This window comes from Actinosynnema pretiosum (assembly GCF_002354875.1).
Classification (GTDB): domain Bacteria; phylum Actinomycetota; class Actinomycetes; order Mycobacteriales; family Pseudonocardiaceae; genus Actinosynnema; species Actinosynnema auranticum.
Window position 1 is genome coordinate 2,462,731 of the sequence record NZ_CP023445.1, and the last position, 13,624, is coordinate 2,476,354.

Consider the following 13,624-nt stretch of genomic DNA (forward strand, 5'->3'; position numbering starts at 1 on the left):
CGGTCCTTTCTGGGAACGCTCCCAATCCCGACACCCCGGTCTTGCGTCGACGGCGGCATCGGCGAGGAGGGCTGGGAGCGCTCCCAGACGGCAAATTGCTCGCAAGGAGGCGATGCATGAGTCTGCGCACTTTTGCCCGGTCACGGCGCTTCGCCGGGACCGCGGCAGCGCTCTCGGTGACCGCTCTGGCCGCGACCGCGGTCGTGGTGGGCGGCCCGAGCGCCAACGCCGCACCGGGGTGCCGGGTGAACTACAGCGTCACGAACCAGTGGTCCGACGGCTTCGGCGCCACGGTCACGGTCACCAACCTCGGGGACGCCATCACCGGCGGCTGGACCCTGGAGTGGGACTTCGCCGCAGGTCAGCGGGTCGGCCAGGGGTGGAACGGCACCTTCGCCCAGTCGGGCGCCAAGGTGACCGTCACCAACCCGACCTGGAGCCCCGGCCTCGGCACCAACGCGTCGGTGTCCCCCGGCTTCAACGGCACCTGGAGCGGCAGCAACCCCGTGCCGACCCAGTTCAAGCTGAACGGCACCGTCTGCACCGGCTCGGTCGGGCCGACGTCCACCACGACGACGACCACGACCACGACCACCGGTGGCAACACGACCACCACGACCTCCGGGAACAACCAGCCCGGCACCAGGGTCGACAACCCGTACGCCAACGCGGGCGTCTACGTCAACCCGCAGTGGTCGGCCCTCGCCGCCGCCGAGCCGGGCGGTTCGCGCATCGCGAACCAGCCCACCGGCGTCTGGATGGACCGGATCAGCTCGATCGACGGCAACGGGTCGCCGACCACGGGCACGATGGGCCTGGCCGACCACCTGGACGAGGCGGTCAAGCAGGCCCGCACCGCGCCCGGCGGCAACCTGGTCTTCCAGGTCGTGATCTACAACCTGCCCGGTCGCGACTGCGCCGCGCTGGCCTCGAACGGCGAGCTGGGCGCGACGGAGCTGGACCGCTACAAGACCGAGTACATCGACAAGGTCGCGGGCATCCTCTCCCGCCCCGCCTACGCGAACCTGCGCATCGTGACGGTCATCGAGGTCGACTCGCTGCCGAACCTGGTCACCAACGTCTCCCCGAGGGCGACCGCGGTTCCCAACTGCGACACGATGAAGGCCAACCAGAACTACCAGAACGGCGTGGCGTACGCGGTCTCCAAGCTCGGTGACATCGCGAACGTCTACAACTACCTGGACGCCGGCCACCACGGCTGGATCGGCTGGGGCGACACCGTTCCCGAGTACGACAACTTCTTCTCCTCGGCGAAGATGATCTCGACCATCCTGGGCCGCGAGGGCGCGACCAAGTCCGACGTGCACGGCTTCATCACCAACACCGCGAACTACTCCGCGCTGGAGGAGCCGCACTGGACGGTCGACGACGTCGTCGGCGGCCAGGCGGTCAAGGAGAAGTCGAAGTGGGTCGACTGGAACGACTTCAACGGTGAGATCGCCTTCGCGACCGCGCTGCGCCAGGAGCTCGTCAAGAACGGCTTCGACTCCAACATCGGCATGCTGATCGACACCTCGCGCAACGGCTGGGGCGGTTCCGCCAGGCCCACCGCGAAGTCGACCTCGACCGACCCGACGGTCTACGTCAACGAGTCGCGGATCGACAAGCGCGCCCAGAAGGGCAACTGGTGCAACCAGGCAGGCGCCGGTCTCGGCGAGCGGCCCAAGGCCTCGCCCAAGCCGGGCATCGACGCCTACGTCTGGATGAAGCCGCCGGGCGAGTCCGACGGCTCCAGCAGCCAGATCCCGAACAACGAGGGCAAGGGCTTCGACCGGATGTGCGACCCGACCTACGGCGGCAACATCCGGAACGGGAACAACCCGTCCGGCGCCCTGGGCAACGCCCCCCTGTCGGGCCACTGGTTCTCCTCGCAGTTCCAGGAGCTCATGCGCAACGCCTACCCGACGCTCTGACGGTCGGCAGCACCTGAGCACCTGAGCACGACCACCTGATCGGGGGCCGGGAACCGGGAGACCGGGGCCGGTTGGCCGGAACCGGGCCGGAGCGCGGAACCCGGCTCCCCATCGGGAGAACCACCCGACCGAGCGATCGGCGAGGTGGCAGGGAACACCCGCCGACGGCGGCGTCCACACCGGGACGCCGCCGTCGGCGCTTTCCCGGCGGCGCGAACCCGCGAGGGGACGCGGGTCGACCCGCGCTCCCGGACAGCACATCGTTCCAGAGCCCCGTTTTATTCCCGGTTCTCCCCGACGCGAACGGGCGACAACCCCACCAGGCGAAACCCGCCCCCACCGGCCCACCGCCGCCGCCTCCCGCATCGACCGCGCGCCCCCGCCTGCGTAGCGTCGAGGGGTGACCTCTCGACTTCCCACCACCGTCGGCGAACTGCGCGCCTCGGGACACCAGCCGCGCGGGGTCAAGGCCGAGATCAGGGAGAACCTGCTCGCCGCCCTGCGCTCCGGCCGCGACCCGTGGCCCGGCATCGTCGGCTTCGACCGCACCGTCCTGCCCCAGCTGGAGCGGGCCCTGCTCGCCGGGCACGACGTCGTCCTGCTCGGTGAGCGCGGCCAGGGCAAGACCCGCCTGCTGCGCACGATCGTCGGCCTGCTCGACGAGTGGACGCCCGTCATCGAGGGCGCCGAGCTGGGCGAGCACCCGCTCGACCCGATCACCCCCGAGTCCAAGCGCCGCGCCGCCGAGCTGGGCGACGACCTGCCCGTCGCCTGGCGGCACCGGGACGACCGGTTCGCCGAGAAGCTCGCCACCCCCGACACCTCCGTCGGCGACCTCGTCGGCGACGTCGACCCGGTCAAGGTCGCCCAGGGCCGCAGCCTCGGCGACCCCGAGACCATCCACTACGGACTCCTCCCGCGCTCGCACCGGGGTGTCATCGCCGTCAACGAGCTGCCCGACCTGGCCGAGCGCATCCAGGTGTCGCTGCTCAACGTGATGGAGGAGCGCGACATCCAGATCCGCGGCTACGCGCTGCGACTGCCGCTGGACGTGCTGCTCGTCGCCACCGCCAACCCCGAGGACTACACGAACCGGGGACGCATCATCACCCCGCTCAAGGACCGGTTCGGCGCCGAGATCCGCACCCACTACCCCCTCGAGGTCGCCGCCGAGGTCGACCTGGTCCGCCAGGAGGCCGACCTGGTCGCCGAGGTGGGCGACCACCTGCTGGAGGTCGTGGCCCGGTTCGTGCGGCACCTGCGCGAGTCGTCCGCGATCGACCAGCGCTCCGGCGTCTCCGCCCGGTTCGCGGTCGCCGCCGCCGAGACCGTGGCCGCCGCCGCGCTGCGCCGCTCGGCCCTCACCGGCGAGTCCCCGGCCGTCGCCCGCCCGGTGGACCTGGAGTCGGTGCCCGAGGTGCTGCGCGGCAAGCTGGAGTTCGAGGCGGGCGAGGAGGGCCGCGAGCAGGAGGTCCTCACCCACCTGCTGCGCCGCTCCGTCGCCGACACCGCCCGCGCCGCGCTCGCGGGCGTCGACCTGCGCCAGCTCGCCGAGGCCGTCTCGGACGGGCACCCGGTGGCCACCGGTGAGCGGGTCACCGCCGCCGAGCTGCTCGGCGCGCTGCCGGAGCTGCCCGTGCTGCACGAGGTCGCCACCCGCCTCGGCGCCGACCCCTCGGGCCCGGCCGGGCGCATCGCGTCCGCCGTCGAGCTGGCCCTGGAGTCGCTGTACCTGACCAGGCGGCTGGCCAAGGACGCGGACGACGACCGATCGGTCTACGGGTGAGCGGCTACCGGTACGGCCGGTACGCCGACGGCCCCGACCCGCTCGCCCCGCCCGCCGACCTGCGCGCGGCCGTGGACGAGCTGGGCCGCGACATCATGGAGGGCGCCTCGCCCGAGTCGGCGCTGCGCGAGCTGCTGCGGCGCGGCCTGCCCGGCGGGCGCGGGCTGGACGACCTGACGGCCCGGTTGTGGCAGAAGCGGGCCGCGCTCGCCCGCCGCAACCGGCTCGACGGCACCCTGCAGGAGGTGCGGCGGCTGCTCGACGAGGCCCTGGAGGCCGAGCGGGCGGCGCTGTTCCCCGACCCGGACGACGACGCCCGGTTCCGCGAGGCCCAGCTCGACGCGCTGCCCACCGGCACCGCCGCCGCCGTGCGCGAGCTGTCCTCGTACGACTGGCGCTCGCCGCGGGCCCGCGAGTCCTACGAGCGGATCTCGCAGCTGCTCGGCCGGGAGCTGATGGACCAGCGGTTCCAGGGCATGAAGCAGGCCATGGGCGGGGTCGGGCAGGCCGACGTCGAGCGCATCCAGGAGATGCTGGGCGACCTCAACGCGCTGCTCGCCGCGCACGCCTCCGGGCAGGACGTGCGGGAGCGGTTCGCCGAGTTCACGCGGCGGCACGGCGAGTTCTTCCCGGAGAACCCGAAGGACGTGGACGAGCTGGTCGACGTGCTGGCCGCCCGGTCCGCCGCCGCGCAGCGCGTCATGAACTCGATGACCGAGGAGCAGCGGGCCGAGCTGTCCGCGCTGAGCCAGCAGGCGTTCGGCGGGTCGCAGGTCGGCTCGCAGCTGTCCGCGCTGGACTCGCTGCTGCGCGGGCTGCGGCCCGGCGAGGACTGGGACTCCTCGGCCCGGTTCCGGGGGAACAACCCGCTCGGGCTGGGCGAGGCCGCGCAGGCCATGGCGGACCTCGCGGAGCTGGACCAGCTCGCCGAGCAGCTCTCCCAGTCCTATCCGGGCGCCCGGCTGGAGGACATCGACCTGGACGCGCTCGTGCGCCAGCTCGGGCCCGAGGCCGGGGTCGACGCGCGGGCGCTCGCCGAGCTGGAGCGGCTGCTGCGGCAGCAGAACCTCGTGGAGCGCGCCCCCGACGGCACGCTGCGGCTCACGCCGAAGGCGCTGCGGCAGCTGGGGGAGAGCGCGCTGCGCGGCGTGCTCGACGGGGTGCGGGCGCAGGGGCGGCGCGACAGCCGCCAGGCCGGGGCCGCCGGGGAGCTGACGGGGTCCACCCGGCCGTGGCAGTTCGGCGACACCGAACCGTGGAACACGCCACGCACCGTCACCAACGCGGTGCTGCGCACGTCCGGCACGTCACCGGGCGGCGCGGTGCGGCTGGACGTGGTCGACGTCGAGGTCAGCGAGACCGAGCAGCGCACGCGGGCCGCCGTCGCGCTGTGCGTGGACACCTCCTGGTCGATGGTGCAGGACGGGCGGTGGGTGCCGATGAAGCGCACCGCGCTGGCCCTGCACCACCTGATCAGCACCCGGTTCCGGGGCGACGCGCTGCAGATCGTCACGTTCGGGCGGCACGCCGAGGCGGTCGACGTCGGCGAGCTGACCGCGCTGGAGGGCGTGTGGGAGCAGGGCACCAACCTGCACCACGCGCTGCTGCTCGCGGGCAGGCACCTGCGCAGGCACCCCGACGCCCAACCGGTGGTGCTCGTGGTCACCGACGGTGAGCCCACCGCGCACCTGGAGCAGGACGGCGAAGCGGTGTTCCACTACCCGCCGCTGGACCGGACGCTGGCCAGGACGGTCGCCGAGGTCGACGCGCTGAGCGCCCTCGGCGCGTCGCTGACGCTGTTCCGGCTGGGGGACGACCCCCGGCTGACCGCGTTCATCGACCGGGTGGCGCGGCGCAGCGGCGGCCGGGTGGTCGCGCCGGACGAGGACGGCCTCGGCGCGGCGGTGGTGGGGGACTACCTCAGGTCGCGGCGCAGGCGGTGAGCTCACGCGCCGGGGTCGCGCACCGCGACCTCGGCGCGCACCTCCTGCAGCAGCCGCCCGCCGCGCTCCAGGTGCACCCGGAACACCAGCGCGAGCACCCCGGCCCGCGTGGGCGTGACGGTGAAGGTGACCGGCGCGCCGCTGCGGTCCTCGGCGACCCGCGCCCGCCGGGTGAGCGGGTGCACCAGCGCGTCGTCCACGTGCAGCAGCACCCGGATCGGCTCGGGGGAGGGCAACCGGTGCAGGTCGGGGGGCTCGGCGACGAAGGTGAAGTCGACCTCGAACGCCGTGCCGACCAGCGCGCCGCCCGCGGGGCGCAGCACGATCCGGGAGGCGCGGCCGAGGGCGGGGACGCCGCCCTCCTGGCCGGTGACGCCCAGCCCGGTGATCTCCAGGCCGCCGGTTTCCGGGCCGCCGGTCTCCGGTCCGCCACCGCCGACGTCGGGCCCGCGGCTTCCCGAGCCGCCAACGCCCAGGCCGCCGGTCTCCAGGTCGCCGGTGCCGGGTCTGCCGGTTTCCGGGCTGCTGGCGCCCGGTCTGCCGGTGCCTGGTCCGCCGGTCTCCGGGCTGCTGGCGCCCGGTCTGCCGGTGCCGGGTCTGCCGGTCTCCGGCCTGCCGGTGCCCGGTCTGCCGGTCTCCAGGTCGCTGGTACCTGGCCTGCCGGCCTCCGGGCCGCCAGCGCCCAGGCCGCCAGCGCCTGGTCCGCCGGTTTCCAGACCGCTGCCCGGTTCACCTGTCTCCGGCCCGCCGCTCTCCAGCCCGATGTCCGCCAGCCCGGTGCTCCCCAACCCGCCGTCGGCCAGGCCCGCGCCCTCCAGCTCGGCGTCCTCCGGACCGCCGATGCCCAGTTCGGCGTTCTCCTCGGCGTCGAGCCCGTCCCGCAGCGCCTTCAGGCACCCGCCCCTGGTCGGCCCGCCGCGCGGCGAGGACAGCGCCTCCGCGAGGCCCCGGTAGTCGGTCCGCGCGGCCAGCGCGGTCAGCCTCAGCAGCTCCTGGCACTGCCGGGGCAGCCCCCGGAACGCCCGCCACAGCCGCCGGTCCCGCCCCGGCGCGCCCGCCTGGAGCTCGGCGTCGAGCAGTTCCGCCACGCCCCGCGCCTCCACCCGCCGCGCCTCCCGCCGCGTGGCCACCACCAGCCACCCGGCCAGCGCCCGCGCCTGCGCGACGCGCTCCAGGTTGCGCCGCAGCGCCAACCACACCGCCTGCACCACGTCGGCCGCCGTCACCCGGTCGAGCCCGTGCCCGCGCGCCACGTGCCAGACCAGCGGCGTCAGCTCGGCGATGAGCACGTCCAGCCCCCGGTGGTCACCCCCGCGCGCCGCGACCAGGCAGGCCTCGTGCAGCTCGACGCCGCGCAACCCCTCCCACGGCGCCCCCCGGTCCCGCTCCTCGCCCACGTCGCCCCTCCCGCCCACGAGCACCGCCCGTTCCGATGTTCACACACCCCGTGCCCGCCGCCCCGGCAACGGGTGACCGCCAGTCGGGTGGTCACCACCCGTACACGCTGAAGGGCGTGGCGGTGCGGTGACCGTCCAGGCCCAGCAGGGAGTACTCGATCAGGTCGTCGGGCAGCGCGTCGAGCCCGAACCAGCGCAGCTCGGCGCACTTGTCCGGCTCCGCGTTGACCGGCTCGCCACCCCAGGCCGTGACCGCGAAGAACAACCCCAGCCGGGGCTCGACACCGGTCGCGGTGGCGTGGGCGGTGTGCACGAGCCGCAGGTCCGCCTCGGCGATCACCACGCCCAGCTCCTCGTGCGCCTCGCGGGCGGCGGCGGCCAGGGCCGACTCGCCCGCGTCGAGCTTGCCGGACGGCAGGTGCCAGCGGCCGTCGAACCGCGGGTGCGCGGGATCGCGGCGCAGGGACAGCAGCACCTCCGAACCGGCGTCGGGGCCCGGACCCGGACCAGGGCCTGGGCGCAGCAGGAGCAGGTGCACGTCGATCAGGTGGCGGTCGGCCACGGCGGTCCCCCTCGCATCCCCGGAACGTCTCGGTGATCTTCTCGGGTGTGGCTGACGAATGGGAGACCGACATCGAGGATTCCGCCGGGGCCTCGGGGCGCTGTGCGACGCCGTCGAGCGGTGGGCCCCGCCCCCGCCAGGTCCGGTCACCGCGCCGCACCGGAGACCGCCTCACCCCGGACCAGCTGGGCGCGCTCGCCCGCAGGCGCCGCGACCGCCTCCGCCACCCGCGCTCCACCACCGCCGAGGTGCTGGTTGCCGACGGCGGGCGGGTCGTCGCGGGCGTGGACGAGCTGGACCGCATCGGCGACGCCGAGCAGGCCCAGCGGTTCCCCAACGAGGTCAAGGCCGTCTCCACCGCCGACAACCGCTTCTCCCCGGTCGCCGTCTCCGACGACGCGCTCGCCGACCTCGAGCTGTCCGCGCCGGCCCACGTGCTCTCCGGCGGGCTCGCGCGCGAGCTGGTCCGCCACGTCGAGGTGATCGGGGCGCGTCCCGGCACGCCGGCCGAGCAGACCGGGGCGGGGGAGGCCGCCGAGGGGCTGCGGGACGACATCGTCGCCCTGCTGGAGCACCTGACCACCGGCTGCGCAGCAGGTCCCGGCGGGTTCGAGTCGCTCGCGCGCGTGCGCCGCTGCCCTGGCGCCAACCCGTACGCGGCCGGTGAGCTGCTCACCGCGTTCCGCCGCGCCAGGGACTGGACCGCGTCCGGGAACGGCGAAAGGCCCGGCGCCCCCTCAGAGGGGACGCCGGGCCCGCGGGTCGAACCGCCGGTCAGGACGTGCGGAAGCCCGACACCAGCGACTTCAGGTTCTCCGCCATGCCCGCCAGGTCACCGGCGGCGCGCTGCGCCTCGGCCACGCTGGTGGTGGTGCTGCTCGCCGCGCTCGCCACGCCGGTGATGTTCGCGGCGATCTTCGCGCTGGAGTCCGACGCGTGCGACACGTTCCGGTTCATCTCGCCGGTGGTCGCGGTCTGCTCCTCCACCGCCGAGGCGATGGTCATCTGGTGGTCGTTGATCTGCGCGATCACGTGGCTGATCTCGGCGATCGCCGCCACCGCGTTCGTGGTGTTCGACTGGATCACCTCGACCCGGCGCGCGATGTCCTCGGTGGCCCGCGCGGTCTCCTGCGCCAGGTCCTTGACCTCGCTCGCCACCACCGCGAAGCCCTTGCCCGCCTCACCGGCGCGCGCGGCCTCGATCGTGGCGTTCAGGGCGAGCAGGTTGGTCTGCTCGGCGATCGAGGTGATCACCTTGATGACGTCGCCGATCTCCGCGCTGGACTGCCCCAGCTCGCCGACCGTGGCGGTGGTGCTCTGGGCGGCGGCCACCGCGCGGGACGCCACGTCGGCGGCGTCGGAGGCGCTGGTGGAGATCGAGCGGATGGCCTCGCTCATCTGGTCCGAGCCGGTGGCCACGGTCGAGATGTTGTCCGACACGTCCTGCGCCGAGGTCGCGACCTGGTTGGCCTGCGCGTCGACCTCCTGCGCGCTGCGGGCGATCTCCGCGTTGGTGGTGTGCAGCTCCTCGGCGGCGTTCGCGAGCGCCGACGCCGACTGGTCGATGGTGCGCACGGCCTGCTCCATGCTGGACGCGGCCCGGTTCAGCGCCTCGCCCATCTGGGCGACCTCGTCCTTGCCCCGCACGTCGACGCGGCCGGTCAGGTCGCCGTCGGCGACCTTGTTCAGCACGGTCACGACCTCGCTGACGGGGCGCGAGATGCGGCGGCCGATCCACAGCGCCACGACCACGCCCGCGAGCGTGCCCAGCACCAGGATCAGCACCATCTGCAGCTGCGCGGACTCGACGGTCTCGTTGAAGTCGGTGCTGGACGCGAGGTCGTCGACGGCGGCCTGCACCTCGACGGTCAGCACGTCCTCGTAGGTCTTGCGCAGGTCGCGGTTCACGGTGGTGGACGCGGTGACCGCGCCCGCCCGGTCGGTGGCGAACAGGTCCAGCTCGGCGGTCACCGAGGCGTGCCACTTCTCCAGCTCGGCGCGGACCTTCGCGACCGCCTCCTTGCGCTCGGGGCGCTGGGTGGAGGTCTCGGAGCTGCGCAGCGCGTCCGCGACGGCGGTGAAGCGCTTCTCGAAGCTGTCCCGGTAGGACTGCTCGCCGGTCAGCAGGTAGCCGCGCTCGTCGTTCGCGGCGGCCTTCGCCTGGAGCGCGGCCTCCTGCAGGCCGTTGAGGTAGGGGACGGTCCGGCTCAGCTGCGTGTCGTTCGTGTCCTGCAAGGACTCGATCTTCACCAGGCCGGTGACGCCGGTCAGCACCGAGGCGAGGGCCACCACGCCCACCGCGAGCAGCACCTTGGTGCCGATGCGGACATCCGACAGTTTCATGACAAGCCTCTCGCGGAACTACGGTGCTGGCTGCACCTGATCCGCTACGGCACCGGCCGCCCGGTCCTGAGCCCACCACCGGTGAGGTGACCCACTCGGGCGCGGGCCAGGCCCCGCTGACCGGGGGAGAACTCCTGCCCAGCGCGGATGCGGCGTCCCACCGAAGGGTGGAGGTTCACTCGTCCGAGGGGTTCTTCCGGTTGCGGTCGGTCGGCGCGAGCGCCTGCTCGGTCACCGGGTCCGGCGGGGTCGACTCCCCGCCCCTGCGCAGCGAGAAGTGCGCCTCCGCCCGCATCCGCTCGACCATGTGCGGGTGGTGCAGCTCGAACGCCGGGCGCTCGCTGCGGATGCGCGGCAGCTCGGTGAAGTTGTGCCTGGGCGGCGGCGACGAGGTGGCCCACTCCAGCGAGTTGCCGAACCCCCACGGGTCGTCCACGCCCGCGAGCTCGCCGTAGCGGTGGCTGCGCACCACGTTCCACACGAACGGCAGCACCGACGCGCCCAGCACGAACGACCCGATCGTGGACAGCGTGTTCAGGAAGGTGAACCCGTCCGACGGGAGGTAGTCGGCGTACCGGCGCGGCATCCCCTCGTTGCCCAGCCAGTGGTGCACCAGGAACGTGGCGTGGAAGCCCAGGAACGTGGTCCAGAAGTGCAGCTTGCCCAGGCCCTCGTCCAGCATCCGGCCGGTCATCTTGGGGAACCAGAAGTAGATCCCGGCGAAGGTGGCGAACACGATCGTGCCGAACAGGACGTAGTGGAAGTGGGCGACGACGAAGTACGTGTCGTGCACGTGGAAGTCGATCGGCGGCGACGCCAGCAGGATGCCGGACAGGCCGCCGAACAGGAACGTCACCAGGAACCCGACCGAGAACAGCATCGGCGACTCGAAGGTGAGCTGCCCCTTCCACATCGTGCCGATCCAGTTGAAGAACTTGATCCCGGTCGGCACCGCGATCAGGAACGTCATCAGCGAGAAGAACGGCAGCAGCACCGCGCCGGTCGCGAACATGTGGTGCGCCCACACCGCCACCGACAGGGCGGCGATCGCGAGCGTGGCGAACACCAGGCCCTTGTACCCGAACAGGGGCTTGCGGCTGAACACCGGGAACACCTCGGTCACGATGCCGAAGAACGGCAGCGCGATGATGTACACCTCCGGGTGGCCGAAGAACCAGAACAGGTGCTGCCACAGGATCACGCCGCCGTTGGCCGGGTCGAACACGTGCGCGCCGAGGTGCCGGTCGGCGGCCAGCGCGAGCAGCGCCGCGGTCAGGATCGGGAACGCCAGCAGGATCAGCACGCTGGTGACCAGGATGTTCCAGGTGAAGATCGGCAACCGCCACATGGTCATGCCCGGCGCGCGCAGGCACACCACGGTGGTGATCATGTTGACCGCGCCGAGGATCGTGCCGACCCCGCCGAGCGCCAGGCCGAGGATCCACAGGTCCGCGCCGACGCCGGGGGAGTGCGCCGCCGTCGACAGCGGGGTGTAGGCGGTCCACCCGAAGTCGGGAGCCCCGGCCGGGGTGAGCATCGAGCTGACCGTCACCGTCGCGCCGAACAGGTAGAGCCAGTACGAGAGCGCGTTGAGCCGGGGGAACGCCACGTCCGGCGAGCCGATCTGCAGCGGCAGGACGTAGTTGGCGAAGCCGAACACGATCGGGGTGGCGTACAGCAGCAGCATCACCGTCCCGTGCATCGTGAACAGTTGGTTGTACTGCTCGTTCGACAGGAACTGCATCCCCGGCCGGGCCAGCTCGCCCCGCATGAGCAGGGCCATCAGGCCGCCGACGAGGAAGAAGAAGAACGACGTCACCAGGTACATCAGCCCGATCCGCTTGGGATCGGTGGTGCGCAGCAACCCCAGCAGCACCGACCCCTTGGACCCGCGCGCGCCCGCGCCGGGACGGACGACCACGGGTTCCGGCTTGAGCGCGGTCATGCCGCCTCCTCGGGATGCGGTGCCAGGGCACCTCATGCTCTACCCGCGCCACCGGGCGGTAATCGTCCGAACGCCCGCGTCTCGGGGTGGAATATCCACACCCCCGGCGGCGTCCGCGCTGATCCGTTCGGCCGGTTCCGGACGCCGGACCTGCGCGGCCGTCGCGCACTCCACCCGCACGGCGTGGCCGAGCGGGTCGCACCACGCGGCGGGAGTCGGTGGGGCGGGCGATCGCGGAGGTGGAGCGCGGGCCCGGTGGACGGGGCGGCGCCGGTGGGCGGCCCGTCCGGGGGCCGCGCGGAACTGCGGTTTCCCGCGCGGGCGGAGTGATCAGCGTCCCACCGCTCGGACCCCGGTCAACGCCCGCGCTCGCGGGTTATCGTCGAGCCATGCAGACCTGGTCATCCCCCTCCGTTCCCAAGCTCCGCGGTGCACCCCGCCCCCTCCGGCTCCACGACACCGCGACCGGCGAGGTGCGGCCCACCGCGCCGGGGGACACCGCTCGGCTGTACGTCTGCGGCATCACCCCCTACGACGCCACGCACCTCGGCCACGCCGCCACCTACCTGGCGTTCGACCTGGTCCAGCGGATCTGGCTGGACAACGGGCATGACGTGCACTACGTGCAGAACGTCACCGACGTGGACGACCCGCTGCTGGAGCGCGCCGCCCGCGACCAGGACGACTGGGTCGTGCTCGCGATGCGCGAGACCGCCCTGTTCCGCGAGGACATGGAGGCGCTGCGCGTCCTGGCCCCGCGCGAGTTCGTCGGCGCCGTCGAGTCCATCCCCGGCATCGTCGACATGATCGAGAAGCTGCTGGCGTCCGGCGCGGCCTACCGGCTCGACGACGACGAGTACCCGGACGTCTACTTCCCGCACGACGCCACGCCCCACTTCGGCTACGAGTCGAACTACGACCGCGAGACCATGCTGCGGCTGTTCGCCGAGCGCGGCGGCGACCCGGAGCGCCCCGGCAAGCGGGACCCGCTCGACGCGCTGCTGTGGCGCATGGCGCGACCCGGCGAGCCGTCCTGGGAGACCTCGATCGGCGCCGGGCGCCCCGGCTGGCACATCGAGTGCAGCCAGATCGCGCTCGTCAACCTGGACACCCCGTTCGACCTGCAGGGCGGCGGGTCCGACCTGGTCTTCCCGCACCACGAGTACAGCGCCGCGCACGCCGAGGCGCTCACCGGCAGGCACCCGTTCGCCCGGCACTACGCGCACGCCGGGATGATCGGCCTGGACGGCGAGAAGATGTCCAAGTCCAGGGGCAACCTGGTGTTCGTGTCCAAGCTGCGCTCCACCGGCGTCGACCCCGGCGCGATCCGCCTCGCGCTGTTCGCGGGCCACTACCGCGAGGACCGGCCGTGGACCGACGAGCTGTTCACCGAGGCCGGGGTCAGGCTGGCGCTGTGGCGCTCGGCCGCGAACCTGGAGTCCGGGCCGTCCGCCGACGACGTCGTCGCGCGGGTGCGCGAGCACCTGGGCAACGACCTCGACACCCCGAAGGCGCTCGCCGCGCTGGACGCGTGGGCGCGCGAGGCGTGGGACCGGGGCGGCCCCGACGCCGAGGCACCCGGCGTGTTCCGCACCGCCGTGGACGCCCTGCTCGGCATCGCGCTCTGACCGGCTGAGCGCGGCGACCGCGGCAAGACGCGGAGGGCCTGGCTCCGGGGGTGCGACTCCCCCGGAACCAGGCCCCGCTCAGCCGC

The 13,624-nt window shown here is 73.3% G+C and carries 7 protein-coding genes and 1 pseudogene; 4 read left to right on the plus strand and 4 right to left on the minus strand.

Annotated features, from left to right (window positions below; genetic code table 11):
- Positions 1-176: 176 nt before the first annotated feature.
- The 3 genes from CNX65_RS11175 to CNX65_RS11185 all read left to right on the plus strand — a co-directional run bounded on the left by CNX65_RS11175 (position 177) and on the right by CNX65_RS11185 (position 5,663).
- Entirely contained in the window at positions 177-1,934 is a 1,758-nt protein-coding gene (locus CNX65_RS11175; RefSeq protein WP_309142001.1) for a glycoside hydrolase family 6 protein, read from the plus strand.
- Between the two features lie 400 nt (positions 1,935-2,334).
- Positions 2,335-3,720 (plus strand): sigma 54-interacting transcriptional regulator, encoded by a 1,386-nt coding sequence (locus CNX65_RS11180; RefSeq protein ID WP_096492724.1) that lies wholly within the window; start codon positions 2,335-2,337, stop codon positions 3,718-3,720.
- Positions 3,717-5,663, plus strand: coding sequence for a vWA domain-containing protein (locus tag CNX65_RS11185; RefSeq protein WP_177154405.1), 1,947 nt, complete (start codon positions 3,717-3,719; stop codon positions 5,661-5,663). The genes CNX65_RS11180 and CNX65_RS11185 overlap by 4 nt, the downstream gene beginning before the upstream one ends.
- 860 nt (positions 5,664-6,523) lie before the next feature.
- Here the strand turns inward: CNX65_RS11185 and CNX65_RS36075 are convergent.
- The 4 genes and pseudogenes from CNX65_RS36075 to ctaD all read right to left on the minus strand — a co-directional run.
- Positions 6,524-7,060: pseudogene (locus CNX65_RS36075) on the minus strand (RNA polymerase sigma factor); the annotation flags it as partial.
- 91 nt (positions 7,061-7,151) lie between these two features.
- Positions 7,152-7,622, minus strand: a complete 471-nt coding sequence (locus CNX65_RS11195) for an NUDIX domain-containing protein (protein ID WP_096492726.1) — start codon at positions 7,620-7,622, stop codon at positions 7,152-7,154.
- 774 nt (positions 7,623-8,396) lie between these two features.
- Positions 8,397-9,965: a methyl-accepting chemotaxis protein gene (locus CNX65_RS11200; protein ID WP_096492727.1), complete on the minus strand. Its 1,569-nt coding sequence runs from the start codon at positions 9,963-9,965 to the stop codon at positions 8,397-8,399.
- A 175-nt stretch (positions 9,966-10,140) separates the two neighbouring features.
- Positions 10,141-11,910, minus strand: coding sequence for an aa3-type cytochrome oxidase subunit I (ctaD, locus tag CNX65_RS11205; protein ID WP_096492728.1), 1,770 nt, complete (start codon positions 11,908-11,910; stop codon positions 10,141-10,143).
- A gap of 389 nt (positions 11,911-12,299) precedes the next feature.
- On the opposite strand from ctaD, the gene mshC reads away from it, so the two are divergent.
- Positions 12,300-13,538 carry a cysteine--1-D-myo-inosityl 2-amino-2-deoxy-alpha-D-glucopyranoside ligase gene (mshC, locus tag CNX65_RS11210; RefSeq protein WP_096492729.1) on the plus strand — a complete coding sequence of 413 codons (1,239 nt, stop codon included), beginning with the start codon at positions 12,300-12,302 and terminating at the stop codon, positions 13,536-13,538.
- The last annotated feature ends 86 nt before the right edge of the window (positions 13,539-13,624 follow it).